Source organism: Chthoniobacter flavus Ellin428 (genome assembly GCF_000173075.1).
Lineage (GTDB): Bacteria > Verrucomicrobiota > Verrucomicrobiia > Chthoniobacterales > Chthoniobacteraceae > Chthoniobacter > Chthoniobacter flavus.
In genome coordinates this window covers 106,569-132,712 of the sequence record NZ_ABVL01000019.1, presented here as the reverse complement: position 1 = coordinate 132,712, position 26,144 = coordinate 106,569, and the positions used below count along the sequence as shown (strand labels likewise).

Annotated in this window: 20 protein-coding genes and 1 pseudogene; 1 reads left to right on the top strand and 20 read right to left on the bottom strand. The window is 61.0% G+C overall.

Annotated features, from left to right (window positions below):
- Nucleotides 1-4: 4 nt before the first annotated feature.
- The 8 genes and pseudogenes from CFE428DRAFT_RS24445 to CFE428DRAFT_RS24415 form a co-directional block, all read right to left on the bottom strand.
- Complete coding sequence (locus CFE428DRAFT_RS24445; protein ID WP_006982356.1) at nucleotides 5-1,438, bottom strand: aldehyde dehydrogenase family protein; 1,434 nt, start codon at nucleotides 1,436-1,438, stop codon at nucleotides 5-7.
- Between the two features lie 138 nt (nucleotides 1,439-1,576).
- Nucleotides 1,577-5,944 carry an NHL repeat-containing protein gene (locus CFE428DRAFT_RS24440; protein WP_006982355.1) on the bottom strand — a complete coding sequence of 1,456 codons (4,368 nt, stop codon included), beginning with the start codon at nucleotides 5,942-5,944 and terminating at the stop codon, nucleotides 1,577-1,579.
- Between the two features lie 66 nt (nucleotides 5,945-6,010).
- Nucleotides 6,011-7,078, bottom strand: a complete 1,068-nt coding sequence (locus CFE428DRAFT_RS24435) for a phenylacetate--CoA ligase family protein (protein ID WP_006982354.1) — start codon at nucleotides 7,076-7,078, stop codon at nucleotides 6,011-6,013.
- Nucleotides 7,079-7,081: 3 nt separating this feature from the next.
- The gene (locus CFE428DRAFT_RS24430) at nucleotides 7,082-8,563 is read right to left on the bottom strand and encodes an MFS transporter (protein ID WP_006982353.1); all 1,482 of its coding nucleotides are present in this window, start codon (nucleotides 8,561-8,563) and stop codon (nucleotides 7,082-7,084) included.
- A 69-nt stretch (nucleotides 8,564-8,632) separates the two neighbouring features.
- The gene (locus tag CFE428DRAFT_RS24425; protein ID WP_006982352.1) at nucleotides 8,633-10,225 is read right to left on the bottom strand and encodes an outer membrane protein assembly factor BamB family protein; all 1,593 of its coding nucleotides are present in this window, start codon (nucleotides 10,223-10,225) and stop codon (nucleotides 8,633-8,635) included.
- Between the two features lie 50 nt (nucleotides 10,226-10,275).
- Entirely contained in the window at nucleotides 10,276-11,982 is a 1,707-nt protein-coding gene (locus CFE428DRAFT_RS24420; RefSeq protein WP_006982351.1) for an outer membrane protein assembly factor BamB family protein, read from the bottom strand.
- A gap of 6 nt (nucleotides 11,983-11,988) precedes the next feature.
- Nucleotides 11,989-12,123, bottom strand: a pseudogene (locus tag CFE428DRAFT_RS41325) (hypothetical protein); the annotation flags it as partial.
- Complete coding sequence (locus CFE428DRAFT_RS24415; RefSeq protein ID WP_006982350.1) at nucleotides 12,065-12,712, bottom strand: outer membrane protein assembly factor BamB family protein; 648 nt, start codon at nucleotides 12,710-12,712, stop codon at nucleotides 12,065-12,067. The gene CFE428DRAFT_RS24415 and the pseudogene CFE428DRAFT_RS41325, both read right to left, overlap by 59 nt.
- A 203-nt stretch (nucleotides 12,713-12,915) precedes the next feature.
- Here CFE428DRAFT_RS24415 and CFE428DRAFT_RS24410 point away from each other — a divergent pair, with 203 nt between their 5' ends.
- Nucleotides 12,916-13,398, top strand: a complete 483-nt coding sequence (locus CFE428DRAFT_RS24410) for a MarR family winged helix-turn-helix transcriptional regulator (RefSeq protein ID WP_042725721.1) — start codon at nucleotides 12,916-12,918, stop codon at nucleotides 13,396-13,398.
- A 116-nt stretch (nucleotides 13,399-13,514) separates the two neighbouring features.
- On the opposite strand, the gene CFE428DRAFT_RS24405 is transcribed toward CFE428DRAFT_RS24410, so the two are convergent.
- From CFE428DRAFT_RS24405 to CFE428DRAFT_RS24350, 12 genes are all read right to left on the bottom strand, one after another.
- Nucleotides 13,515-14,780 (bottom strand): outer membrane protein assembly factor BamB family protein, encoded by a 1,266-nt coding sequence (locus tag CFE428DRAFT_RS24405; RefSeq protein WP_006982348.1) that lies wholly within the window; start codon nucleotides 14,778-14,780, stop codon nucleotides 13,515-13,517.
- Nucleotides 14,781-14,848: 68 nt separating this feature from the next.
- Nucleotides 14,849-15,499 carry a hypothetical protein gene (locus CFE428DRAFT_RS24400; protein ID WP_006982347.1) on the bottom strand — a complete coding sequence of 217 codons (651 nt, stop codon included), beginning with the start codon at nucleotides 15,497-15,499 and terminating at the stop codon, nucleotides 14,849-14,851.
- A gap of 221 nt (nucleotides 15,500-15,720) precedes the next feature.
- Complete coding sequence (locus tag CFE428DRAFT_RS24395; RefSeq protein ID WP_006982346.1) at nucleotides 15,721-16,155, bottom strand: PDZ domain-containing protein; 435 nt, start codon at nucleotides 16,153-16,155, stop codon at nucleotides 15,721-15,723.
- Nucleotide 16,156: 1 nt separating this feature from the next.
- The gene (locus CFE428DRAFT_RS24390; protein WP_006982345.1) at nucleotides 16,157-17,590 is read right to left on the bottom strand and encodes an aldehyde dehydrogenase family protein; all 1,434 of its coding nucleotides are present in this window, start codon (nucleotides 17,588-17,590) and stop codon (nucleotides 16,157-16,159) included.
- Nucleotides 17,591-17,663: 73 nt separating this feature from the next.
- Nucleotides 17,664-18,881 carry an ABC transporter permease gene (locus CFE428DRAFT_RS24385; RefSeq protein WP_006982344.1) on the bottom strand — a complete coding sequence of 406 codons (1,218 nt, stop codon included), beginning with the start codon at nucleotides 18,879-18,881 and terminating at the stop codon, nucleotides 17,664-17,666.
- Complete coding sequence (locus tag CFE428DRAFT_RS24380; protein ID WP_006982343.1) at nucleotides 18,878-19,639, bottom strand: ABC transporter ATP-binding protein; 762 nt, start codon at nucleotides 19,637-19,639, stop codon at nucleotides 18,878-18,880. Before CFE428DRAFT_RS24380 ends, CFE428DRAFT_RS24385 begins: the two co-directional genes overlap by 4 nt.
- Nucleotides 19,640-19,648: 9 nt before the next feature.
- A complete protein-coding gene (locus CFE428DRAFT_RS24375; RefSeq protein WP_006982342.1) occupies nucleotides 19,649-20,857 on the bottom strand; it encodes an efflux RND transporter periplasmic adaptor subunit in 1,209 nt (402 codons plus the stop codon).
- Complete coding sequence (locus CFE428DRAFT_RS24370) at nucleotides 20,854-22,224, bottom strand: TolC family protein (protein ID WP_237705557.1); 1,371 nt, start codon at nucleotides 22,222-22,224, stop codon at nucleotides 20,854-20,856. The genes CFE428DRAFT_RS24375 and CFE428DRAFT_RS24370 overlap by 4 nt, the downstream gene beginning before the upstream one ends.
- A 141-nt stretch (nucleotides 22,225-22,365) precedes the next feature.
- Complete coding sequence (pheA, locus tag CFE428DRAFT_RS24365) at nucleotides 22,366-23,442, bottom strand: prephenate dehydratase (RefSeq protein WP_006982340.1); 1,077 nt, start codon at nucleotides 23,440-23,442, stop codon at nucleotides 22,366-22,368.
- Nucleotides 23,439-24,134: an SMC-Scp complex subunit ScpB gene (scpB, locus tag CFE428DRAFT_RS40620; RefSeq protein WP_006982339.1), complete on the bottom strand. Its 696-nt coding sequence runs from the start codon at nucleotides 24,132-24,134 to the stop codon at nucleotides 23,439-23,441. The genes pheA and scpB overlap by 4 nt, the downstream gene beginning before the upstream one ends.
- A gap of 244 nt (nucleotides 24,135-24,378) precedes the next feature.
- Nucleotides 24,379-25,101 (bottom strand): segregation and condensation protein A, encoded by a 723-nt coding sequence (locus tag CFE428DRAFT_RS24355; protein ID WP_006982338.1) that lies wholly within the window; start codon nucleotides 25,099-25,101, stop codon nucleotides 24,379-24,381.
- A gap of 194 nt (nucleotides 25,102-25,295) precedes the next feature.
- Nucleotides 25,296-25,970, bottom strand: a complete 675-nt coding sequence (locus CFE428DRAFT_RS24350) for a DUF4412 domain-containing protein (RefSeq protein ID WP_006982337.1) — start codon at nucleotides 25,968-25,970, stop codon at nucleotides 25,296-25,298.
- Nucleotides 25,971-26,144 lie beyond the last annotated feature (174 nt).

Genomic DNA, 26,144 nt, shown 5'->3' with positions numbered 1-26,144 from the left:
GGGGTTACCAGCCGCGCTCAATCGAGCGCCGGCGGTAGAGGAATTCGAACATGTTGCCTTCGTGCGGCTGGTCCCAGGAAATCGCCATCGTCGAGACGGGACCGATATTCAGGCGCTCGATTTCGGGGAAAGCCTGGATTTGCTCGATGAATTTTTCGTCCTTCGTAATCGCCGAGACGGAGAGCGAATAGCCGATCTGGCTCAGCATCTCAGATTGCGGGCACTGCACCACGCTGGCGTAGGGGCAGAGATATTCCTTGTTCGCCAGCGGATGCGCGAAGCTGTCGCACTGCACAATGGTCGGGCGCAGATACACACCCCCTTCAAACTCCACCTTGCGCGGACCGTTGCGATACTTTGCCGTAGCTTCGACCGCGCCCGGCGTCTTCAGGCCATCTTCGATCTGGGCGTCGATAAAGTCGGCCATCTTCACATTGGCGAAACCGCTGAGCTTCGCCTCGGGATCGTCGTTTTTCTTCGGCACGATCGGACCGAGTTTCTGCGCGAGGGCGTCGGCGATTTCCGCGGCGTATTTCGGCACAACGATCGCGCTGGCATTGATGCACGAGCGGCCGCCGTTGTCGGAAATGCTGGCGACCATCACGTCGATGTAGTCGCGCCAGTTTTCGATTTGGTCTTCGCCGATGAGAATCTTGCTCCAGCCCGGACCGTGCAACTGAATGGCGGGGTTGTCCGCGTACTGCGCCATGGTCGCCTTGTCGCCGAAGATGAGCGAACGGCCGCACGTCTTGAGAATCTCGGCCGCGCCCTCGTGGTCGGTCGGATAAAAGCCAAACGCTTCCGCCGGGACACCCGCGGCGATGAAGGCCTGGATGAGACGGAACGGCGTCCACGGCTCGTCGCGGCCGGGTTTGATGACGACCGGCGTCTTCAGCGCGATGGCCGGCAGCCAGAGGGAATTCACCGCCGGCGAATTGCTCGGCATGACGAGGCCCAGCGCCTGGCAGGTGGGGAAGAAGGAAAGCTTGGTGCCAAACTGCTCGCCGAAACCGGCATCGAGGATCGACATGTCGAGCCCGCGCGAAAGGCCATTGAGGATTTCGCCGAGATGGGTCAGCGCGTAATGGATCTTCGCCATGTTACGGCGCACCATGACGTGCGGGAGACCACTGGTGGCGCTCAGCGTGGCGATGTATTCCTCTGCCGATTGCGTATGACCCTTGTCGCCAAGCGGCAGCGTGCCGTTAAGGAAAAGCTCTCCCGCCTTGGCGGACATCTCGATGAGCTGCGAAACGGTGAATTTCTTCAGGGCGGCGCGGGCTTCGCCCAGCTTGCGGAAGTCCTTGCGCAGGATTCCGGCATTGATCGTCGAGACGACCGCCTTCACCTCGCCGGTGCGATGATCTTTGATCTCGAGTTTATCGAGGCTTTCGTAGTTGCGACCGAGACGTAAAACGGGGAGGTGCGGGACTTGCATGGTCGTGAGGGGTGGCGAGGAGCAGGGAAGCGTTGTTTATACGTCTGCGTATTAAATCCTGCAACGGGTTTTTCCTTGGTGAAAAGTTGCCTACAGAGGTATTTTCAACAGAGTGTTTTCGGTGTGGCAGAGGGTTCGTTAAGGAGTCGTCAGTTCCAGCGTTCCCCACAATTTCGGCGTTAATTGGGCTTCACTGGGCACGTCGGCCACGATCGCGGTGGCCTTGTTCGTCCAGTAGACTCGCTGCAGGGTTTGAGTGCCGTTGCCGCGCAGCACCCCGAGATCGCCGCGCAACCGCACCCCGGAGTGGAGGTTCTGGAAGGCCGTGCCCAGGGTTTTGAGCGGAATGCTGAACTCGAAGTGGCCGGTGCCATCGTCGGCGAGTTGCACTTCAGAGGAGACGTCGTCCACGCGATCCAGAGTGATCGTCCGCCACGGGCTGCTGAATTTGGCCAGTTCTTTGGTGCCGGCGACCACCGCTCGATACAGCAGCGCACGGGTTTTCCCGGCCACGCGCGTGACCAGCAGGCGGATATCGCCTTCCACCGGGGCGTCCCCTTTGCGCTCGCCGCCGGGACCGAGCATCAGATCCAGCGCGCCACCGGTCTTGAAGAGCCCATTCCCCGCGTCGCCGGCGTTTTGCAGAAGGTCTTTCTCATTGCTGCGGAAAGCGGCGTAGAGGCGGTCGCCGCTGATCGCCAGCGCGCCGCTCACATCATAAGGCAAACTGTTGCTGTTGAAATTGGCCTTGGTCCCGCGCTGATCGATGACCGCCCATTGCGCACCGGACCAGTCGTCCAGTTTGCCGTCCACGGTGAGAGGCTTGCTCGAAACCGCGACGCGCAAGACTTCCGTGCCGCGTTCCCGCTGCCGGGCAGCTTCGCGCTCCGCGCCCCAAGCGGCAGCCTTGGTGAGGTCGGCGGCGCTGAGATCGAGAGCCGCATCGGACAGGCGATGCAGCTTTTCCAAACCGTCCACGCGCACCAGCGAGCTCCGCCCACCGTCGACCAGATGCACTTTCCCATCCGGCGTTTGCGTGATGCTCGGCCAGAAATTCTCGTCGTGCAGCGTGAGATCGGTCACGTCCATGTTGGGCTCCGCATGCGGCATCTGCCACAGAATGCCGAGCCGCACATCCTGGAAAAGCTGAGCGACGAAGAGGCCGTCGGCGGTGAAAAGATACATGTCGCCCATGTTGCCATTCACACACCAGAGCGGGCCGGTGTCGCTGCCCGCGGGATTGATGAAACCACCGAGCAGGCGCGTCGTGCCGATGAGCATGCCGCGGCGATCGGGGATGGCGGCTTCGTGTGAGGCGTGCAGTCCCGGCCACAAGCTAGGGTAACTCCAGCGTGGCTGGCCCTTGAAGACGCCGGCCAGGCTGTCGGCCGGATAAGGCGCGGGCGCGACAGTGGAGATCGTCCAGCCACTCGGATCGGCGAGCACTTGATCGCCGCCGCTGGACATCGGCTTCTGCGCGCCTGGGAAGAGCGTCTCGCCCTTGGCGAGATCATAGACCGGCACGCCCCTGTCCGTGAAGCGCACGGGCGCGTAACGCATGGCCGCGTTATCGACTCGCGAGGCCGCGAAGGCCAGTCCCGGCTGGACGACGATGCCGCCGCTCGTAGCCTTGATCATCTGCACTTCGTCCGGCTGCGGGAGGCCGTCGCCATTGAGATCGCTCCACGCACAGAAAGTCGCGTTCTTCGACGGATCGCCCCCGAGATCGACCCCAGCCGGCCAGCGCGACTTGAATTCCGGTTGGCGCAGGATCGGCCAATCGTCGGCCCGGCCAAAGGCCGCGACGCGACGCGCGACATCCTTGTCTTCCAGCCAGAGTGTGACGAAAGGCGAACCGGTCGTCGGGTTGGAATTGAAGCTGTTCGAGAAATAGCGCCGCCCTTGGAAGTAGAGCGGATATTCGGGCAGGCCGTCGGTGTGCGATTCCGAGGAGCCATCCGCGCCATCACCCGTGGGACGCCAGAAAACCGTGGTGAGCCGATCGGTGCCATGCTCACGATCCAGCGTGAACTCCATCCCACGATAGAAAAAGCGATTGGCGTCCTGCGAATCGAGCTGGCCGCCACCGCCATATTCGCTCGGTCCGTAGTAGGCGTGCACCAGCTTTCCGTCCGTGCTCCACACGCTGACCCGCTTCGGCTGGTAATCCGCCTCGGCCACCCAGACGCGGCCACGCTCATCCACGCACAGGCCGTTCGGGTTGTTGATGTGCAGTTCATCGTAGGCGCCCGCGCGCGGTGCGCCGGGCTTGCCCAACGTTCCGAGCAGCTTTCCACTCGGGCCGAACATTTTCACCTGCTGCGACGTGCCGCGATCGCTGATGTAGAAATTGCCACGCGCATCGAGCGCGATGTGCCGCGGGTCTTGGAGGCCCTTCGCAATAACCGGTTGGCCATCATCGAGATTCGGCACATTCGGCAGGCCGTGAATGGTGTGGCGCATCAGCCTCGTGCCGCTCAATACGAACAGATGGCCCTCCTTGTCGAAAGCCATTCCGCGTGGGTCCGCCACTTTCGCCTGGCCCAAGGTCTTGCCGGTATGCGCGTCGACGAAGAGCAATTCATTCTGGCGCGGCAGGGAAACAACGAGCAGCCCATTGTGCGCCGCGACACCGGCGAGCACATAGGTCTTGTCGCCACCATCGAACCCCACGAGCGGCTCCGGTTTGATGCCGATCACCTTCCCCTTGTCGCGGCGCCAATCTTCGCCGAGCTGCACCTTGAGCACCGGTTTGTCCTCGTCCTTGATCGTCTTCGCCGTAATGCGCAGCTCGCCATCGCGAATCGCACCGACGTAGCAGAGGACATTCTTGTCCGCATCCGCACCTGCGTCGCAGGCCAGCGTCGCGGCGCTCGTCCAGATGCCGTTGCCGACCCAGCCCTGACCACCGATCTTTTTGCCATCGGTCGTCAGCCATTGCAGGCCATGCCCGCCCTCGGACACAACCGCGCCAAGATAAATACGCGGCTGCCCCTCGGGCGTGCGGTCGCCGGGGACAAACAATGCCGCCGTCGGCGGGGTGTGATTGGTCATCCAGCAACCAGTCTTGTCAGCAGTCTCCCACGCCGGTTTGCCTGCGCTGTAGACACTCATCTCGTAGCGCAGCTTGATCTCCGGATGCACCAACCCGCGCACGGTGTAGTGGCCGGGCGCCACGAACTGCATGGGAATGTGATAGAGACCGTGGCGCGCAGCGTCCCGGTCGCGACCGAGATCATCCGAGCCATCCCACCACGCGACGTTGTCGCCGGCCGGGAAGGGATCTTCGCTAATGAGATTGCGCACCCGCTTGCCGCTGGCATCGTCGATGACCAGCGTGACATAGCCGGGCTCGCGCAATTTGAAATGCACCGGAATGGGCGGATGCTCGTCTCGCTTTTCGACCGGCAGTAACGCGATCTTCGCGTCGTCCTGGCCGAGCGGCATCAGCGCCATGATTTCCGTGAGCCACACTGCGCGGCCCTCGCGCGTGTTGCCTTTCAAGTGCGGATGCCCTTCCACCGCCGACCGCGTCATGCGCAAGCGCACCGCCCGCGTGGTCACCGTGGAACCGAAATCGAGAAAATTGGGCGCGAGCGTTTGCGGATAACCGGCCTGCCAGCCCTTGGCCGAGGCGACCTGTTTCCAGTCCTTCTCCGTCGCCTCCTGCGGATGCAGGTCCGCCGGGCCGGTGAAAATCTCGGCATCGACATCCGCCACGCCCACGCCGAGACACGCGAGTCCACGCAAGGTCACCGGCTTGGACCACGTCAGCGTCACCCATTGAGGATGCTCGGTGCTAACCGTCGGCGCGGTTCGCACCGCTTCATCCTGTCCGCGCGCGGGCAGGTTGCTCCAAGCCTGCCAGGTGTTGTTGTTCGATTCGTCGTTCAGGCGATCGGCCGCCTTGGGGTTGGCGCTCGCTGCGGCCACGGCTTGCGGGGCGATATTGGCCACACGTTCGGGCAGCACCCAGGCGCCACCGAGCCAGCCGGCAAATTCCTTATCCGTCGTCTTCGGCGTGTGGCTGAAGCGTAACGCGCGCGTCTTCGTCCCCGGTGGCAATACCCAGACCGCAAATTCATCGGGCCCGACTTCCCCACTGCCCACCGCCCCTTTAATGACGCGCGTCGCGGGCAGCCATTGCGATTCGTCATCCAGCCTTCCGGGATACTCCGCGCCTTCGCGCAAAACGCTGAGCAAACCGCCACCGCGCACGATCACTGCGCCACACGGCACCGGCGCTTTCCAACCAATCCGCAGATAGCGCGCCCCCGGATTCGTCGACACGCCATACTTCGTCCCCGCATGACCCACGTGCTCTTTCGGTAAGCCAATGACCCAACGCGGCCCTTCTTTCTGCTCGACCGGACGCGCCGCGCCATCCACCCATTCGGTGAACGCCGCCGCATCCAGTTGCGAAGCATCGAGCGGCGTCTGGAACGCCGACGGTTGTTGCGCATAAAGCGCCGCGGGCACGAGGAGGGGGAACAGCAGTCGTTTCATAAGAGGATTGCCCGATACGAAAAACCGGCCGTCGCGGAAGCAACGGCCGGTGAATTCGATAGCGGGCTAGTAGACGCCTTCGACGATGGTCTTCTCCATCGCGCCGAAGGGTCGCACTTCGGCCACGCCGTCCCACGCGTATGGGGCGCGCGGCTTGCGGCGGAGGGCTTCGTCGCGCTCCAGGAAGCGTGGCATGAAAAATTCCTTCGTCAGCGTGGTCAGCTCCACACGGCCCCACGTGTCGTAATCGACCGTCTTCTCCGTGTCCTTTGGATCTACCACACGCAACACCGCGCGCGGTTGCGGCGCGTAGTAGGTGATGGAGAAATTGTCCTCCGGACGGAGCGGCACGCTGGCCGCGAGGCCCATGAGGGTGTTGCCGTAGGTCGGGTAGAAACCGATGCGATTCTCGAGCACTTCCTCGACGATGAAACGCACATACTGCGGGAGCATGGTCGTGCCGCCGCAGAAGACGCCGCGAATACCGGCTTCGTAGATATCGACCTTCTCGGCCAGCGCTTCGAGCAGCTTGGGCGTGGTGAAGAGACCGGCGATCTTGCGATGCTTGAGGATCATCGCCGCCTGGTCGACCACATGCTCCATGTAGGCTTTGGCTTCGTCGAATTTCTTGTTCGAGATGAGCTTCTTCACCCAGCGCGGATCAAGGTCGATGAAGTAACAGGAAGAGCCGCGCACATTGGCGAGATGCTCGATAGCGAGGCGCAGACGGCGCGGGCCGGTCGGGCCCATCATCAGCCAGGCCACGCCCTTCGGGAAATGCTCGTCGTTGATCTTGTCCGAGAACTCGGAGTAATCGACGCGGAAATCATTCCAGCCGATGCGCTGCTTCGGCATGCCGGTAGTGCCACCGGTCTCGAAGATGTTGAACGGCTTGCCCTTGAATTCCTTCGGCACCCAGACTTCCGGCTGCAGGTCGCGCAGCCATTCGTCCTGAAAGTGCGGGAACTTCTTCACGTCTTCGATGGTATTGATTTCCTTGCGCGGATCGAAGTTCTTCGAGGCCCATTCGAGCCAGAAGGGACAACCGGTCTCCGGCGAGAAATGCCACGCGATGATCTCGCGCAGGTGCGCGTCGAGTTGCTGTTGAGCTTGTTCGGAAGTGAGCTGGATCATGACTTAATCAAAATGTTCGTCGGTGGGTTCCGGGAGGCAGAAGCCGAGGATAACACCGAGAATGACGATGCCAAGGCCGAGCCAACCGGCCGCCTGGGCCATCTGTTGGTATGGGCTGCCGGTAAAATGGGTCGCGAGCATCGGGGTGACAAACGCCGCGCCCGTGCCTATCATGCGACCACCCACGTTGGTCGCGAAACTGCCGCCCGTGCCACGCAGGTGCAGCGGGAAAACCTTGGGCAGATACTCGCCGAGGAAACTGAATTGCGAGGTCGTGACAAAACCTGCCGCAGCCATGCCCCAGACAAACACATTCGCGTCCTGCTTGTAGAGCACGAGATAGGTCACCGGCAGGATGATGAGACCGGGAATCTGCAAAATGCGCAGGATCGCCCGGCGGCTGATACCGGCGACGATGAGCAACGCGAGAACGATTCGTCCGATGAGACCGCCGGTTTCTTGATAACCCTGGGTCCGGCTGCCCACTTCCTTCACCTGATCCATCAGCGGCTTCTGCTTGGCCGCATTCGCCTTGAGCGGTCCCATCGCCGCGGCGCGCTCCGGCGTCCCCGGTTGGGTGGCGTCAAACGCCGCATTGAGTTGCTTCGACTGAGCCACCAGCGGTAGCAGGGCCGCGCGCTGTTCGGCGAGGTTCGGCAGACCTGGCGCGATGCGTCCCGGCGTCTGCTGCAAGCAACCGAAGGCCACGCCATAGGCACACGCGGAAAGGCCCGCGGTGACAAGCGTCGCCCGGCGCAGGCCTGGCGAAAAGAGCTCGAGGAAGCTGGGCCGCTTGAGGGTGCCGGCGTCTTTCTTTTCCCGCCAGATGCGCGATTCCGGCACGAAGGGCAACATCAGCGCAATCGGGATGGCGGGAAGGATGCCGCTCAACAGGAGATAGCGCCAACTCGCCGGACCAGCCTGACCCGGAACCACCGGCATGCCGAGGTGATGCCAATCTTTCGCATGCGCGATGATGTAGAAGTTCACCATGGTGACGATGACACCACCGAGCGAAGCAAAGGCCTGGGTAATACCGAGCAAGCGCTCGCGCTGCACCTTGTCGCTGAAAACCTCCGACATCCAGGTGATCGCGGCGACGAACTCGATGCAGACGCCGACGAAGGTCACGCAGCGCCAGAAGATGAACTCGTTCAGCGTGTGGGCAAACGCACCGAAGACCGGCGACAGCGAGTAAATGTAGATGCCGATCGCCATGACCGATTTCCGGCCGAGGCGGTCGATCAACCAACCCCCGAGCAAACCGAAGACGCCGCCACAGAGCGCGGTCATCCACAGGAGTTCGCCCATCGTCTTCGACACCGCTGGATTGCTGAGCGGCACCTTGAGCAATTCGGAAATTGCCTGCGGCCCCGCCAGTGGCGTCATGAGCAACTGGTAAGTATCGAAGAGGAAGCCGATGCTGGCGATGATGATGATCAGCCAGGTACGGAACGTCAGTTTGGGTGCAGTCGTATCGGTCATGGGGGAGGGCGTGCGAGCCTTGGGTTGTGCGGCCCGCGCGCCCTGCCGGGCGAACTCAGCCGCGCTGAGTTACTTCTTGGCCGCTTCCCCGGGCTTGGCGCCCTCGGCGACGGCAAACAGATGCGTCTGCGTGGCCACGAAGAGCGTGCCATTGGCGACGATCGGCGTGGAAAGCACGGGCGCACCCATGTTCACTTCGCTGAGGAGCTTGAACTTTTTGTCCGCGGCGAAGCAGCGGAAGTCACCGTCTTCGTCGCCGCAATAGACCTTGCCGTCCACCGCCAGGGTCGAACCCCAGACGTGCGACTTCATGTCGTACTCCCAGTATTTCTTACCGGTCTCGGCATCGAGGCAATAGACGAACCCGCTGAAGTCACCAACGAAGAGCAGACCCGTGGTCGGATCGATGCTCACAGTCGAGATCGAGCGATGGATTTCCTTGAAGTCCCAGATGAGGCCCGTCTTGGTGATGTCGCCGGTCTTCGTCGCATCGACGCAGACGAGGCGGCCCACGCCTTCTCCGTGCTCGGGGTCCTGGCCGATCGCGACATAGACGCGGTTCTTGTAAAACACCGGAGTCGCATTGATTTCGCTTGGGCCTTCGGCCGCCGGATACTTGATCGGCTTGCCATTTTTGTCGTGCTTATATTCTTCCGGCACGGCGTCGAACCACCAGGCCTTCTTGAGGTACGTCGAGTCGGCCTCCTTCACGGGATTGGGGTCGAAGGCATAGAGCACGCCGTCGCCACCACCCCAGTAGACCTGGTCTTTGCCGTTCACCTTGCCCACGGAGGGCGAGCTCCACTCGCCGTGTTTGATGTTCGGGCCGACCTTGGCGTCGTCTTCCGCGAGAAATTCGCCGGTGTTCTTGTCGAGCGCGATGACGGACGGAGAGAGTGGCGAGGGAACGTTCACGTGCGTCCAGTCCTGGCCATTCGAGGTGCAGGTGAAGACCTTGTTACCCAAGGTGATGACCGAGCAATTCGACGCGTTGTGTGGGAACACACCGAGTTGATCCATCATGTCGTAAACCCAAATGAGCTTGCCGTCGGTCGGGCCCGGCTGAATCGGAGGCTTGCCTGGCCCACCGAGATACTTGGCTTCGTCCTTGTAGGGACTCTCGGCAGTGCTCTTCATGCCTTCGGCGTCGAGACAGACCACGTCGCAGCGGCTGGTCACGAGATAGATTCTGTTCCCGTCGACACAAGGCGAGGCCAGGATGCCGAGATACTCCCAGTCATTCACCTTGCCGCTGGCCAGCTTCGGCACCGCGAGTTGCCAGATGAAGTCGCCGGTATATTCGTTGAGCGCGTAGAGACAGGAGCGGTCGTCCTTGTACTTCGGATCACGCGGCGAAGCGTTGTTGGTCCCGACATAGACCTTGCCGTTGGCGGCCACGGGATTGCCATAACTCTGCGAGCCAAGCTTCGCGACCCACTTCACGTTTTTGGTCGTAGAAAGATCGACTTCCTCCGAGCCGGTCTTGAACTTGCCGGGATCGAACGTGGCGGGCAGGCCCTTCTCCGGCGAATACATGTTGCGCCCGGGATCGTTGCCGCCCCAGCGCGGCCAATCGTCGGCGCGGAGAACGAGGGATGTCGCCGCGAGCAAGACACTCGCGACAGTAGAAGTGAGGATCGGGGAGTTCTTAATCTTAATCATAATCTTTAATCGTTAAGGATTAGGAAGCAGAAGCAGCGCTTCGCTTGCTGTTACTTATTCGGCGTCACGGCAATGTTGTCATACCAGGCGTGCTGGGCCGTCGAGGCAAAGCCGAACAGCCCGGGCGAGCCTTCCTCGTTGGGGTGATTGACCGGCACTTCGATCGTCCATTCGGCGGGTTCAGGATCGCCTTTCTTCCAGGCCTTGCCGCGCACGACTCCAGTCCCGTCGGCATTGATATCGACGCGTGTCTTGAGATGGTACCATTGGTTCGGGACGATGGTGAAAGGCACCGATTTCTCGAGGAGCAATTGATTCGAGGTGACTTCCAGGGCTTGCGCGTTGCCCTTGAGGTCGAAGAGATAGCGCTGATTGATGAGCCCCATCTCCGACATCTTGCGCTTCTTGCCTTCGGTCATGAGGTCAGCTTCGACCGTGTAGTTGTGCAAGTTGGGCTTGTTGAAGAAGACCGTGCCGCGCTGCATGCGCATGTTTTCGATCGTCTTGACGAGCGCCTTGTTGCCGTCCTTCTCGCGGATCTCAAACTTGAACCGCGCGGCATTCCACGCCAGCGGCGGATAGGCAAACGGCGTGGGCTCTTCCACCGTGTTCGGCACCGCGGGAGCCGGTGGCTTCGACGTGTCTTCGTCCAATTTGTAACTCTCGAAATCCTGCAAGGACGGAATGGTCGGGAGGATGCGGCCTTTGAAGTAACCTTTGAGATTTCCCAGCGTGCCTTCGAACACCCCGGCGCTCGGGTTCTTTTCCGTCTCGGCCACGAGTTTCCCATCGCCGTTGAATGCCGCCTTCATGGTCGACTTCACCAGAGCCGTCGGCGGGATGAAGGTCTTCCACGTCATGGATTTCGGGTCGACGTTGTCTTCCACCGTGAAGCCGTTCGCATCGAGGGCGCGGACGTGGAACGCCTGGGTCTCGCCGGGGTTGAGAAGGATTTCCGCGGGAATGATTTGCAGCCGCTTCTTTTCACCCGGAGCCGGCCAGGCTTCCGGTTTCGGATTCGGCGCGAGGCCCGGATTGTTGCCCTTCTTGCCGAAGCAATAGAGTTTCTTCTCGGTCTGGATGTAGACTTTGCCGTTGTAGCCGATGGGCGAACCATAGCACTTGCCCTCGAGAACGGTGTGGCTGAGGATTTCCGCGTCCTTGTCCCCCGGCTTGATGACGAAGAGTTCGCCGTTGCCGACACCCTCGCCGCCGCCTTCCGCGGGCTGAGCATTGCCGGCCTTCTCGCCTTTGCCCGACGAAGCCGCGGCGATGTAGATCGTGATGTAGAGCTTGCCGTCGGCGTAGAAGGCACTGCTCTGCCGCTGCTCGATGCCGAGCTGCTTCTTCCAAAGGATCTTGCCGTTGTCCGCGTCCATGGCAGTCAAATCACCCGTCTCGGTGACGAGATAAACACGATTGCCGACGAGCACCGGCGAACTGGCTAGCGAACCAGCCGGATTGCGCCACTGCTCGAGTCCTTTGCTGTCGATCACCTGCGGCACTGTCGGGGATTCGGGCTTGAACTCGGTGGGAATCTTGAACATCGCCGTGCGCCCCACATCGCTGGTGTCGATGTTCTCGCTCATGTGGGTGACGATGATGTTGTCCTTGTACTGGACCACCGCGGAATTGATGCCGCCCTTGGCGCCCGCTTTTGCCACTGCAGTGCGGTAGAGCGGTTCGCCCGTGCGGGCATTGAAGCACACCAGGCTACTGTCACCGTTGGCCGCAAACAAAACCCGCTTGCCATTCACCGTGCTCAGCCAGGGATGAGAGAACGTATTGTCCTGCGGACGGCCACCGGGGGCGCTGGACCAAACGAGATCGCCGGTCTTCTTATCGAACGCGTAAAAGCGATCTCCGGGCGCACCGTAAGATCCCCACGCCGCGGTGATGCCGCGGGTGATGACCAGGTCCCTTGTCGATCAACGGTGAAGCCGTGCGGTTGTTCGGAAAAGTCATGCGACCGTACTCTTCCATCATCGAATGCTTCCACAGGAGCTTCCCGTCGGCAGTGAACGCGGCGAAAATGCCGGAGCTATTCTGGATGTAGACGTTCCCCGTTTCCGGATCGATCCCCGGGCTCGAATTCGCGTAACGCAGGTAAATGACGTCGCTCAGGAAGTCGTTGAAGAGCTGCTTCCACTCCATCTTGCCCGTGTCTGCATCGAAACATCCCACGCCCTCCTGCAAGTCCGCTCCTTCACCGAGATAGCCCATGATGTAGAGCTTGCCATTGGAAATGACCGGCGCCGATTGCCCCGGAAAATCTGCCGTCCACAACGGCTTTTTGGCGTCGATCTTGTCCGGCAGACCTTTTTCGAGGGATACACCCGTCTGGAAGGGTCCGCGCCAGTCGAGCCAGCCCTGCTGGGCGGCATCGGACTTGGCGCTTTCTTCCTTGGTGGATTTTTCTTTCTTGGCCGCGTAGAGCGGCAACGCGGCGATGAGGAGCGTGAACGGTAGGGCGTGACGTAGCTTCATGGCGATGGTGGTGAAGGAACCGGGGGGAGGTTTTTGGAGAAAACGGCGAGTGGCTAAGTAGGAAATTCGGGCGGTTGCTGTCAAATAATACTTACACGTATTATTTCTTTGGCTTTTTCCGTTCCTTTGACATCCTCTTTTTCATCCAGTTCGCAAGTCTCCTTCCGGTCGTGAAGGATCGGAAGGTAAACGCCCGCCTCGCCATGCCAGATCCCTCCCCAGTTTCATCCACCAACGGTGCTCCCAAACGCCTGCCCGTGCTGCTGCGCCGCGCTTGGTACGGCCTGAACCAGGCCTTTCGCCAGCGCATCGCGCACCTCGGCATCACGCCCGATCAATACATCATTCTGCGCTGGCTGAGCGAGGGCGACCCCCAGGGGCTCACCCAGCGGACACTGACGGACCTGATGGCGAGTGATCCGAATACGATCACCTCGACGATTACGCGGATGGAAAAGAATGGCCTGATCGCCCGCAAGCCGCACGAGCAGGACAAGCGCGCCAATCGGGTGAAGATCCTGCCCGCCGGGCGCAGGGCGTTTGAAAAGGCCCGCAAGATCGCCATGGGCCTGCAGGAGAATGTGCTGGCGATCCTGCCGCAGAACCGGCGGGAAAAATTCCTCGATGAACTCGAGGAGATCGCCAACTCGTGCGGAGCGGTGCTGGAGAAGACGCCGGGGAAGTAATTCTCCTCTTAATCGTAATCCTCAATCCTTAATCCTTAATCGTTCCCCATGCGGAGAGATTAAGGATTAAGGGATTAAAAATTAAGGATTAAGACCCTCGCTTCGCTCACGGGAAGCTATTTTCCCGACACGTCGAGGCAAACAGCTTCCTTCGTGCTCCGCGCGAAGATCATGCCGTTGCTGACGATCGGCGTGGTCCAGCATTTGCCGTCCAGCACCTTGGCTCGCGAGATTTCCTGATACTTGTCCGGCTTGGCGGCAAAGGTGACGAGGTCGCCATTGTCCGCCAGCGCAAGAACGCGATCACCCACGAGGATGACCTGCCCCGGACCGAAACCCGGCTGTTCCCACTTCACGGCGCCGGTCTTGATGTCCACGCACTTCACCGGGCCGTTGGCGTATTCCTTGAACTGGAACATGCCGTAGAGATAGCCGTCCTTCACCACGGGCGTGCTCCAGTGATTGGCCAGCGGCTTGTTTCCGCGGAGCCGATAGAGCTCGGTGGCCTTGAAATTGAATCCGTCCTTGGTGATCCGCACTGCACCCGCGCCGACGCCGTAGCCTGCGGAGCAATAGACGATATCGCCATCCACCACCGGCGACGCCGCCGTCGAGGTCTTGTAATCGAAAGCGTAACGCCAGAGTTCCTTGCCCGTCTTCGGCTCGACTGCGAGCAACCCGCTCTGCAGGAAGAAAATGACCTGCCGCTGGCCGAGAATCGTGGCGGGAACCGGCGTGGCGTGGGTGATCTTTTCGTCGAACGCTTTCCACACCACCGAACCATCCTTCGCATTGAACGCGATGAGCGACTGGCCAGGCCCGCCACCACCGACGAGGATCAGCCCCTGCTCCAGCAACGGCGAAGCGGCGTTCTCCCACTGGATGTTGCGGCCGGCGAATTCCTTGACGAGATCGTGCGACCAGCCGGGCTTGCCCGTCGCGGCATCGAACGTGCGGAGCACGAGCTGCGAGGACATGACGTAGACGGTCGTGCCATCGGTCGTGGGCGTGGAGCGCGGACCGTCGCCGCCCTTGTTGTTGGGCGCACCGGAGTCGCCACCGCCGTCGTATTTCGGAAAATTCAGCGCGGCAAACCAGAGTTCCTTGCCCGTCCTGGCATCATACGCCACCACGCTCTCCTGCTTCACGCTGTCCGAGTCTTTCAGGCACAGCGTGAAGGCGCGTCCGCCCGCGACGGCGAAAGAGCTGAAGCCGCCTTCACTCGGCGCCTTCCACACCTGCTTCGGCGGAGTGCTGCCCGCGGGAATGGAAATTTTTTCCGGCGATTTTCCGTCCCCACTCGGTCCGCGATATTGCTGCCAGTCAACAGCGTGAAGAGGCAACGTGACAGCAACAGCGAGGGCGGGAACGAGGTAACGCATAGTACAGTGGTGGCGGGTAGTTGTGAGGGGGTTAAGGGGAAAAAATCAAGCGTGGCAATGCAGGCCGCTCATTTCAACGGCGTGACCAGCAAGTCATCGAACTTGATCGGCGTGCCGGAAAATGGGCTGCCCCAGATGCCCGCCTTGCCATTGCTCGGCGCGTTCTTTTCCTCGAGCGTGATGAGCGGTTTCTCCGGCTCCGGCGAGCCCACGGCCCAGGCGCGACCTTCGATCACCCATTTATCTCCGTCTTTGCGCACGGTGATGCGAAGATTCGTCCAGGTATCGGACGCCCAGGTATACGGCACACCTGAGGTCGCCTCGGCCTCCACGCCCTTGAAAAATTCCAGCTTTCCCTTGGCCGCGCTCACCTGCAGGCGGTAGCCGCCGGCGCCGTTCAGACTCACCCCGAAGGCAGGCATCTTGCGCCCCTTCTTTGTGCCAAAGAAACGTGCGCTGGCGCTCACGTCGTCCTTCACCGCCGGGCCAAAGAGCAGGCCGAAGGTGTCGAGCGGTTCACCGGGCAATTCGAGATATTTGCCGTCCTTGTCCTGCTTCACCTCAAACGCGCCAGCCATCACCATCATGTCTGACGGCACCTTGCCGACCTCCGCCGACTCGAAGTCGTTTTTGTAAAGCGGATCCGCGGCGTGCAGCGGCAGCGCGAAAGAAGCGGTAACAGCGAGGAGGGACAGAAAAATCTTGCGGAAGGTTTTCATGGAGAGAGACGGAAAGGGATGTCCGTGGACAGGTTCACTGTCGAGACCGTTCAAATGAGAGAAATCTTAGCCGACTTCCGTGAAAGGAAAGAAAAGGATGAAGGCGGAAGGATGAGGGATGAAGTAAAATGCGCTGCGCGGATTTTCAGACGGAGGCGGTCGCTGCCGAAAGCGCGCTTTTTCATCCTTCATCCTTCATCCTTCATCCCTCATCCTTTTCTTCAATTCGGCAGTGGCGGTACGATCCATTCCTTCTGCACGGTGCGGCTACGGAGTTTGAAGGTCACCGGGTCGTAATATTTCACGGCCACGGCGTTGCCCGCTTCCTGCACCAGGCGTGTGCAATCTTCACCGCTGCGCCCCGCAGTGCTCTTGCCGTCGATTTCCGAGATGATCATGCCGACGACAAAACCGGCGCGATCCGCAGGCGAGCCGGGCACCACTTCTTCCAGCGCGATGCCTTGCGTTCCGCCGCGATTCTGAAAACGAATGCCGAGCACAAAGACTGACTTCCGCGGACTCGGCGTGGCGAGCCCGGGACGAGGGCTGGGGCGCACGATGGGCGGCTGATCATTCGACGGCAGGCTCACCCGAACGATCCCGTCAGCGGGGCGCGGGATGGCGAGAGTGAATGCAGCGAGCAGAGCGGCGAACATTTCAGCCCTGCTTAATAATCAAGGATTTCAATTCCGTCATCTCTTCCATCGCGTAACGCAGCCCTTCGCGGCCGAAGCCGCTGTCCTTGATGCCGCCGTAGGGCATGTTGTCGACGCGGAAGGTGGGCACTTGATTGATGAGCACGCCACCCACATCGAGCACATCGAATGCCTGCAAAGCGAGCGGGAGATTTTGCGTGAAGACTCCCGCCTGCAAACCGAAGTCGGACGCGTTCACCATCTCGAGCGCCTCCGCGAATTCGCGATAACGATGCAGGGTGACGAGCGGCGCAAAGGCTTCCTGCGCACAGAGTTCCATCGCCGGCTTCACGTCCTCCAGCACGGTGGCTTCGAGACAGGGCCCGTGGATTTCACCACCGCAGACCAGTTTCGCTCCCGCGTCGAGTGCGGCGTCGACTTTCTCGCAAATTCCTTTCAGCGCGTCGGGAGTAATCATCGGCCCGACTACCGTCGCCCGATCGCGCGGATCCCCGGTTTTGATTTTTTCGCGGACGTACGAGACCAGCCGCGATTTAACCTCCTCGTAACGTGATTCGTGAATGATCACCCGCTGCACGCTGATGCACGATTGCCCCGCGTAACCAAATCCACCCGCGGCCACGGCGGGAATCGCTGTGTCGAGATTGGCATCCTCGTGAAGGATGACGCCGGCGTTGCCCCCAAGTTCGAGTGTAATGTGTTTCTTGCCGCACTGCTCTTTCAGCTTCCAACCGACCGCCGGGCTACCGGTGAAAGTGATCTTCTTCACGCGGTCGTCTTTTAACAGCGTCGCCGAATCCGCGGTCGTACAGGTGACGAAGTTAACCTGCCCTGGCGGCATGCCTGCTTCGACCAGAATCTCCGCGAGCAACAACGCGCAGAGCGGCGTCTTCGTCGCCGGTTTCAGGACCATCGTATTGCCCGTGGCGAGGCACGGAGCGACTTTGTGCGCGACGAGGTTGAGCGGGTAATTGAAAGGCGTGATCGCGCCGATCACGCCCATCGGGAAACGACGGGCCAGACCAAAGTGGCCGTCGCCGCTGGCAAAGGCATCCATGTCGAGCAACTCGCCGTGCTGCCGCCGCGCCTCCTCCGCCGCGGCGAGAAAGGTGACCTGTGCACGCGCCACTTCCGCCTCCGCCAATGTCACCGGCTTGCCGGCCTCAGCGACCATCGTGTTGACGAATTCGGACTGCCGCTGCTCGATGCCTCGAGCCACGGCCTGCAGCAATGCAGCCCTTCGGTGCGCAGGCGTTTTGCGTACCTTGGGGAAAGTCTCGTGCGCGGTGGCGATGGCGCGCTCCACCTCTCGCGCACCGCCGAGTGGCACCTGCGCAAACGCTTCTCCCGTGAAAGGATTGACCACCGAAATTTGCGACTCCGTCGTGACCCAATCCGCACCGATCAAGAGCCGCGGGCAGTTACCGGTTTTCATGGGGAAATGTAAGCCAGAGACCCCACTCTGCGCCACTCTCTTTGCATTACCATCCTGCGCGAAGGAAAGAGCGTTACTCGTAACGCAGCGCGTCGATCGGATCGAGCGCCGCGGCTTTCTTCGCGGGATACAACCCGAAGAACACCCCCACCGCCGCGCTGAAGAGAAACGACCCGATGACGTAAACCGGCGGCACCATGATAGGCCAACCGACAAAGTGCGAGATGCTCTCCGCCGTGGCGAAACCGATGGCGATGCCAATCAATCCGCCCAGCGAACTTAGCGTCACCGCCTCAATGAGGAACTGCAGCAAGATATCCCAGCCATGCGCTCCGATCGCCATGCGAATGCCGATCTCGCGAGTGCGCTCGGTGACGCTCACGAGCATGATGTTCATAATGCCGATACCGCCCACGATGAGCGACACACTGGCAATCGCGCCGAGCAGGATGGTCATGGTCTTCGACTGCGCGGTGGCCATTTCGGCGATATCCTGCTGTCCGCGCACCGTGAAGTCGTCGTCGTGGCCGGGCCGGATGTTGTGCCGCTGCCGCAGCAGCGAGGAAATCTGGTCCTGCACCCGCGTCATCACGTCGTCATTCGCCGCCTGGACATTGATACCGCGCAGCACGGTCGCACCAGTGAGCCGTTTCATCGCCGTGGTATAGGGCACGACGAAAACGTCGTCCTGGTCATTGCCGCCGAGGGAAAATCCCTTCGACTTGAGCAAGCCGGTGATGCGGAAGGGCACGTTCCTCACGCGAATGATCTGTCCGACCGGATCCTCCTCGCCAAAAATCATCTGCGCCGTCGTTTTCCCGATGACGCCCACCTTGTTCGCCGAGCGGACATCCTGATCGGTGAAGGAGGAACCCTCGGTAAACTCCCATTCGCGCATCTCGAAATAGTCTTCCGATTCGCCCAGCACGCTGGTGTACCAGTTCTGGTTGCCGGCGGCGACCTGCGCGGACGTGCGGATCTCCGGGCTAACCAGGGTGACACCGGGTGTCTCTCGCAGGATGGCCTCCGCATCTTCGATCTTCATCGTGCCCGCGGCACCGTAGCCCCCACGCACACCGCTACTCGTCATACTGCCGGAAAAGACGAGGATCATGTTTTTGCCCAGCGTGGCAATCTGCGCCTCGACCTCGGCCTTGGCGCCATTGCCCACACCAACCATGGCGATGACCGCGGCCACGCCGATGATGATGCCGAGCATGGTGAGAATACTGCGCATTTTGTTGCGCTTGAGCGCGCGCAGGGCGATGCGGAAAGTGGCGGTGAGTTTCATTTCACGAGCTTCGCGGCCTGGTGCTCCTCATCGAGCTTGCGCATCTCTTCCTTCGCGTTGAAACGGTCCTGGACGATGATGTCGCTGACGATCACGCCATCGCGCATGACGACGTTGCGCTTGGTGTAGCGGGCGATGTCCGGTTCGTGCGTGACCATCGCAATGGTGATGCCCTTTTCGTTCAGTGCCTGGAAGGCATCCATGATCTCAATACTCGTGCGACTGTCGAGGTTGCCGGTCGGTTCGTCGGCGAGGAGCATGGCCGGCTCATTGACGAGCGCGCGGGCAATGGCCACGCGCTGCTGCTGACCACCGGAAAGCCGGTTGGGCGTGTGATCGAAGCGCTTGGCCAGGCCGACGAGTTCCAGGGCCCGCATGGCGCGTTCGCGCATTTCCTTCGGGGCAATCTTGCGGCCACCGTACATCATTGGGAGTTCCACATTCTCCAGCGCCGAGGTGCGGGAGAGCAGGTTGAAGCCTTGGAAGATGAAGCCGATCTTCTGGTTGCGAATATCGGCCAGTTCATCGCGCGGCAGCACCGAAACGTCCACGCCATCGAGCAGATAGCGCCCCTTCGTCGGCCGATCGAGACAACCGAGCGTGTTCATCATCGTGGATTTTCCGGAACCGCTCGCGCCCATGATGGCGATGAACTCGCCCGGCTGCACGGTCATGGAAACATCCCGCACGGCAGTCACCTCGACATCGCCGGTCGTATAGATCTTCCAGATTTTCTCGAGGCTGATGACAGGCTGCATGCAGCGAACTTAGAAGCGGCGCGGCATTCCGCCAAAGGGATTGGAAGAACCCGAGTGGGATGATTTCTGCGGGAACTCCACGGACGTGACCACGACATCGCCTTCCTTCAACCCGTCAGTGACCTCGGTGTAGACGAGATCGTCGATGCCGAGCTTGATTGGCACCGGTTTCGGCTTTCCACCGCCGGGCGGCATCACGAAGACCGTGCGGTCCCTCTTCTCCGCGCGCGTGCGACCGGAGGTATGATGTTTACCGACGGGTGGCGGTGTGGGCGTCGGTTGCGGCGAGATGGGCGCCGGCGTGGCATCCGCGTCGACGGTGCGAATGCGCAGGGCGGCATTCGGAATCTTCAAGACGTCATCCTTCCGGGAAATGATGATCTGCACCGTGGCGGTCATGCCTGGCTTGAGTTTCAAATCGGAGTTATCCACCGAGATCACGACGTCGTAAGTCACGACGTTTTGCACGGTCACAGCCGCGTTGCGGTTCTGCACGACCTTGCCGTGGAAGGTGCGGTAGGGAAAGGCGTCCACGCTGAAATCCACATCCTGGCCGACCTCGACGTTGCCCACGTCGGCTTCAGCGACGTTCGAGTCGATCTGCATTTTCGTAAGATCGTTGGCGATGAGGAAGAGCACCGGTGCATTCATCGCCGCCGCGACGGTTTGGCCGACGTCGACGCTGCGGGAGATGACGATGCCGTCCACGGGCGAATAAATGGTGCAGTGCTCCAGATTGACCTTGGCCAGTTCGAGATTGGCTTCCTTCACCTTCACGGTGGCCTCGGCCTGATGGAGAGTCGCAATGGCCGTGTCGAGGTCGGCTTGGGGCGCGGCATGTTGTTCGACGAGCTCCTGCTTGCGCTTGGCGGTCAATTGCGCCAGTTCGAGCACTGCCTTGGCATTGGCCAGATCACCATTGCATTGGTCGACATTGGCGACATAGACCGCAGGGTCGATTTGCGCCACCACCTGATTCGCTTTCACGGGCGAATTCCAGTCCGCGTACAGTTTCACGATGTTGCCGGAAATCTGGCTGCCAACGGTCACGTTCAATACCGGGTTCAGGGTCCCGGTCGCCGTCACCACCTTCGTGAGACTGCCCTTCTCGATCGTGGCGGTCAGGAATTGCGGCTCGTTGTTCTGATTGCGTTTGTAGTACCACCAGCCGCCGGCAAGCAGGCCGGCGATGATGAGGAGAGTAAACAGGGTCTTCATGGAATTTTGCTGCGCTGCACTCGCGCTTCTTGAAAAATACCCGTCGTCTGCTCGAGGTTCCGCAGGGCCACCTGGAAGCCGTAGGTCTGGACGGCCAGGTCTTTGCGGGCGCTGTTCAAGTCATTCAGGGCCGTGAGCACATCCACACTCGTGGCCGTGCCCGCGCGGTATTGGTTTTCCAAATCGTGGTAACCCTGCTCCGCGGCGACGACCTGCGCGTGGAGCGCCTTCAGGGTCTGCTGGAGCGTCCGCACAGTCACCCAGGCGTTTTTCACGTCGGTCTCCACAGTCTTCGCGGTTTTATCGCGGTTGAGCTTCGTCTCCTCGATCTGGCGGTTGGCGGTGAGCAAATCGACCTCACGCTGGCCGCCGGTAAAGATCGGCACCTGGACGGAAACAAGCGCATCCCAATCGTGCGTGCTATTGTTCGTGAAACCGGAATTGTGGCCCGCGGAACCGTCGAATTGCGCGACCACACGCGGACCGTACTCGCCGATGATCGCATTGCGGCGTGCGATGTCCTGGTCAACCGCGATGTCCGCGACCTTCAAGTCCTCGCGATGGGAGTAGGCCCTGGAAAGCAGATCGGTGAACACCGGCAGGTTGCCCGGATAGTCCTGCGGCTCAATCACGGTGAACGGCGTGTCCGGCGCGAAATTGAGAATGTTCGCCAGCGTATTGCGGTCGATGTCAAGCGCGCCTTGATCCTGCACCAACTGCTGGCGGGCCTGCTCGACGGTGACGGTGGCGCGCAACACGTCCGCCCGCGTGACTTCGCCGACATTCGCACGCTTCTGCGCGAGGTCGAGCTGCTCGTTGGTGAGCCGCAGGGTTTCCGTATCCACTTCCACGAGACGTTGCTGCTTGAGCACCTCGTAAAAGGCGCCGACCAAACCGAAAAGCGTCTCGCGAATGGTGAATTGATGTTCGAGCCGCGCGGCCACCTTGGTGAGGGTTCCCAAGTGATAGGCCGGAAACACCGTCAGATCGACCAGCGGCTGGACGTAGGTCACGCTGCCTTCCGCCGCTCCGCCGCGCGCGTGGACGGTCTCATCGAAGCTGGTCGTGGGAACGGTCGTGGTGATCCCGTTCACCGTGGTGGTGCCGCCATGGACGACCACCGCCCTGCTCGCGTTGTCGTGGCGATCGTAGCTGCCATTGAGCGAGATCTGCGGGCCGAGCTTGGCCAGCGCGCTCCACGGCAAAAGGTTCGCTTTGCGTATTTCCCAATACGCGATGTGGATCGATTGGTCAGTCGCCAGCGCTCGATCGTAGGCCTGTTCGAGGGTCAGCGTACCACCGGTGACGGTTTCCTTTTCCTTAATCGGCTTTACCGGTACAGCCCTGAGCGGGCCGGCCGGCGCCACCAAGGCACAGACGATTACAGGAACTAATCTAAAGGGAAGGAATGATCGCGGGGGCATGCTGGGGACTCGCTGTGTCTTGAGACACCGCGAAAGCACATCCGTTACATCCCTTTCGCGACAATCTCTTAATAGATTCTGCTCCTAGGTCGGCAAAGTCTTTGGGTAGGTGCCGAGAATTTTTACAAAAGTGCAATGTTGGGACAGCCCTTCCAGGGCCTGCTGCACCTTTTCTTCACTGGCGTGGCCGTCGATATCGACGAAGAAGAAATACTCCCACGCCTTGCGCTTGGAGGGGCGGCTTTCGATTTTGCTCATCGAAATCTTGAGCCGATTGAAAGGTTCGAGCGCATGGAAGAGTGCGCCGGGTTTGTCCTGCACGCAGAACATGAGCGAAGTGCGGTCATCCCCCGTGGGTGGAGACGGCGTCTTGCCGATGACCAGGAAGCGGGTGGTATTCGTGGCGATGTCCTGGATGGACGGCGCCAGAATTTGCAGCCCGTGAGTTTCCGCGGCCATCGGTCCAGTGATCGCCGCCGCATCGGCCTCGCCGGCCGCGAGCTCCGCCGCGCGCGCCGTGCTCGAAACTTCGATCAATTCCACGTGAGGCAAATTCTGCCGCAACCAGTTCCGGCACTGGCCGAAGACCTGCGGGTGAGAATAGACGCGCTTGATCTTCTCGCGCGGGATATTCGCCACGAGATGATTCTCGATCTTCATGAGGACCTGCGCACAGATGCGCAACTCGCTCTCCATGAAAACGTCGAGGGTGTGATTTACCGCGCCCTCGGTGGAATTCTCAATCGGCACCACGCCGTAGTCGGCATTGCCGCGAGCGACGACGTCGAAGACATCGGAAATGGTGGTCTTGGGGGTGTAATTGACGCTGGCCCCGAACTTTGAGCGCGCCGCTTGATGGGTGTTTGTGGATTCCGGACCGAAATAGGCGATCGTGAGGTCCTTCTCCAGCGCGAGCGAAGCCGACATGATCTCGCGATAGATCGCGCGGATCGATTTCTCCGGGAGCCGGCCCTGGAGCTGGGCATTTTTCTCCGTCAGCGAGCGCAACACCGCTTCTTCGCGTTCCGGCGCATAAATCTCCGAGCCTTCCGCGCGCTTCACGAGGCCGACTTCGTGGACAAGGTCCGCTCGCTCGTTGAGCAGCTTCAGGAGCTGATCATCGATGGCGTCGATTTTGCGGCGAATATCGGTGAGCTTCATTCGTGGGCAGGAGGTTCAGCCGGGGATTCCGGCTCCGCAACAGGCGTTTCGGCAGTCGGTGCGGGTTCCGGATGCTCGGGCTCCGGTTCGGCATGCTCGGCATGTTGCAGCTCGGACGAATCGGTTTCCGCTGAAATTTCCGCGCCGGACGCCGGCTCTTCGATTGCAGCGGCTTCGGGTTCGGCAGACGCTTCGACCGCGTGCTCCGCGGGAGCTTCCGCCGGTGGCTCGGCTGCGGCTTCCGCCGGGATCTCCCCAGAGGCTTCGGCAGGCTGCTCCGCAGCCTCCGCAGGTTTTTCACCGCCTTCGGCCGGCTTGGCCTTTTCTTCCGGAACCTCCGCCTTGGGCAATACCACGCGCTTCAGTTCGCCCGCGTTGGGCAGGTCATCCGTGGTCTTGAGTCCGAAGTGATCGAGAAAATAGGCCGTCGTGGAATAGAGCAGCGGACGCCCAGGCACCTCCGCCCGGCCGGCGATCTTCACCAACCCGCGATCGAGCAACACCTGCATGACGCCATCCACGGCCACGCCGCGCACCGCTTCGATATCTGCCCGAGTCACCGGCTGCCGATAGGCCACGATGGCCAGCGTTTCGAGCTGCGGACCGGAAAGACGCGTCGGCTTCGCCTCGGGATAAAGCTGCCGGACCCACGGCGCGCAGGAAGGATCGCTGACCAGCGTCCAGCCATTCACGCCGCTCGACGACCTGAAAGGCCCGCCCCGTGGTACTGAGTTCGAGCTGTAACTCTTCCAACGCCGCGAGGACGTCAGCCTCCTTCACCTTGGCAAACTCCAGGGCGTTCTCGTTCTCCGTCCCCTCGCCCGCCGCCTTCAACGCCGCCACGATCTCCTTCGTGAGGAGAGGCTTCGGCGAAGCGAAAACGAGCGCTTCTATGACTGTTTTGAGCGTCATGATGGCTAAAAAGCTTTCCCGGAATCAGACACGTCGCAATTCGATTTCACCGAAGACTTCCGGCTGGATGCACCGGAGTTGCTTGAGCCGCACGAGTTCCAGCAGCGCGAGGAAAGTGATCACGATCTCGGCCCGCGATGCCGCATCCGCGAACAGCTCGGTGAACTTCAGCGGCACCCCGCTGGAAGTCAGCTTCATGATCAGGTCGATCTTATCCGAAACGGTGAAGTTCTCCTCGAAGATCTCCCTCAAGTCCTCGCTCTTCGTGGCGATGCGCTTGAGGATGTTGTTGAAAGCGTTGATGAGGTCGAAGACGCTCACGTCGCCCAGCGGACGCTCCGGCTGCGCGGCCTCGGGCGAATCCGGCAGGCGGGCGAAGAGATTGCTCTGCTCCAGTTCGCGCTGCGAAAGCTGTGCCGCCGCGTCCTTGAATTTCTTGTACTCGATGAGCTGCCGGATCAGATCCCAGCGCGGGTCTTCTTCCTCGGCCTCTTCATCGGGCGGCTGCACGCTGGCTGGCAGCAAGGCGCGGCTCTTCAGGTAAATGAGATTCGCCGCCATGACCACAAACTCACCCGCCAACTCCAGGTCCAGCACCTTGAACGCATCCATGAACTCCAGGTACTGCGCCGTGATCCGCTCCAACGATATATCGTAGATGTCCACCTCATCCTTCTTGATGAGATAGAGCAACAGATCGAGCGGGCCTTCGAAGACCTCGAGTTTCACTTTGTATTCCTGCGACATGAGGGGGGCGAGACTATGCACCTGCCTGTGGGGTTGAAAAGCGGCAAGTGCGGGGGTCCGGACCTTATTTGACGAAACCGGTTGGGGGGCCAACTGAAGACCAAGCGGGCTCGGCGCCCGAAAGGCGCCGAGCCCGGAAAAGACTCTTGTTTTTGAAAGGGAGTCACTCAGTGCCGACTCCCCTGAAAAGCCGGTTACTTCCCTGAAGGAGGAGCGGCCGGCAACTGCATGGTCTGGTAGTCCGCCGGCACTTCGAATTCCTTCGCGTCGACGTCCTGTTCCTTGATCGAGGTAATCGTGTTGGTCACGGTCATGCCCTGCGTCGTGGTCTCGGTCTTGATCGTCGGCCCCGGCAACGTGCTGGTGTCCGGCCCGACCTGCATCCCGCCCAGGATGCCGCTCTTCATCTGCTTTTCAAAGGCCTTCAAGGCCGCGGCCTGCGGATGATTCTTCGCCACCCAGAGCTTCGAGGTCGTGCTGCCATCACTCCACGTGTAGACGTCGCAATCATAGTCGCCCACCTTCTCGGACTGGCCGGTCGGCTTCAACTCCGCCGAAGAGGCACCTTTGATGCCCGCCTTCTGCTTGGCCGCTTCCATGGCCGCCTTGAGCTGCTCGGAGCCGGTCTTCACGGCCATCTTTTGCGAATGCACAAGCTGGATCGCGTCGCCGGTCTTCGTATCGACGATCGAGCTCATCGCGCCGACCGGGCCGCTCGGGATGTCCACGCGCAGCTTGTCCCCTTTTACCTTCGTCGTCGTGGCGGAATTGAGCTGCGGGCTTTCGATCTTCGATTCGATGACCCAATCCGCCGAGGCGGTGGCGATAAAAATGGCCGAAGCGGCGAGCGCGGTGAGGAGAGCTTTCATAGGAGTTAAGAGTGAGGCCGAAGTCTCGCCGGGTTCCGGCTTGGCGGAAAGCGAAATCGCGCCAGTTTTGTAACACAATAACCATCAATACGTTCCCATCCATAAGGGCGATTTCCCAAGGTGGATGGTGAGGCCTCCAAAGCCCCCTATATGCGCCTGCAAGCATGAAAACGG

Coding starts and splice junctions, on each gene's coding strand:
- CFE428DRAFT_RS24445 (WP_006982356.1), bottom strand. CDS start 1,438: ATGCAAGTCCCGCACCTCCCCGTTTTACGTCTCGGTCGCAACTACGAA.
- CFE428DRAFT_RS24440 (WP_006982355.1), bottom strand. CDS start 5,944: ATGAAACGACTGCTGTTCCCCCTCCTCGTGCCCGCGGCGCTTTATGCG.
- CFE428DRAFT_RS24435 (WP_006982354.1), bottom strand. CDS start 7,078: ATGATCCAGCTCACTTCCGAACAAGCTCAACAGCAACTCGACGCGCAC.
- CFE428DRAFT_RS24430 (WP_006982353.1), bottom strand. CDS start 8,563: ATGACCGATACGACTGCACCCAAACTGACGTTCCGTACCTGGCTGATC.
- CFE428DRAFT_RS24425 (WP_006982352.1), bottom strand. CDS start 10,225: ATGATTAAGATTAAGAACTCCCCGATCCTCACTTCTACTGTCGCGAGT.
- CFE428DRAFT_RS24415 (WP_006982350.1), bottom strand. CDS start 12,712: ATGAAGCTACGTCACGCCCTACCGTTCACGCTCCTCATCGCCGCGTTG.
- CFE428DRAFT_RS24410 (WP_042725721.1), top strand. CDS start 12,916: ATGCCAGATCCCTCCCCAGTTTCATCCACCAACGGTGCTCCCAAACGC.
- CFE428DRAFT_RS24405 (WP_006982348.1), bottom strand. CDS start 14,780: ATGCGTTACCTCGTTCCCGCCCTCGCTGTTGCTGTCACGTTGCCTCTT.
- CFE428DRAFT_RS24400 (WP_006982347.1), bottom strand. CDS start 15,499: ATGAAAACCTTCCGCAAGATTTTTCTGTCCCTCCTCGCTGTTACCGCT.
- CFE428DRAFT_RS24395 (WP_006982346.1), bottom strand. CDS start 16,155: ATGTTCGCCGCTCTGCTCGCTGCATTCACTCTCGCCATCCCGCGCCCC.
- CFE428DRAFT_RS24390 (WP_006982345.1), bottom strand. CDS start 17,590: ATGAAAACCGGTAACTGCCCGCGGCTCTTGATCGGTGCGGATTGGGTC.
- CFE428DRAFT_RS24385 (WP_006982344.1), bottom strand. CDS start 18,881: ATGAAACTCACCGCCACTTTCCGCATCGCCCTGCGCGCGCTCAAGCGC.
- CFE428DRAFT_RS24380 (WP_006982343.1), bottom strand. CDS start 19,639: ATGCAGCCTGTCATCAGCCTCGAGAAAATCTGGAAGATCTATACGACC.
- CFE428DRAFT_RS24375 (WP_006982342.1), bottom strand. CDS start 20,857: ATGAAGACCCTGTTTACTCTCCTCATCATCGCCGGCCTGCTTGCCGGC.
- pheA (WP_006982340.1), bottom strand. CDS start 23,442: ATGAAGCTCACCGATATTCGCCGCAAAATCGACGCCATCGATGATCAG.
- CFE428DRAFT_RS24355 (WP_006982338.1), bottom strand. CDS start 25,101: ATGTCGCAGGAATACAAAGTGAAACTCGAGGTCTTCGAAGGCCCGCTC.
- CFE428DRAFT_RS24350 (WP_006982337.1), bottom strand. CDS start 25,970: ATGAAAGCTCTCCTCACCGCGCTCGCCGCTTCGGCCATTTTTATCGCC.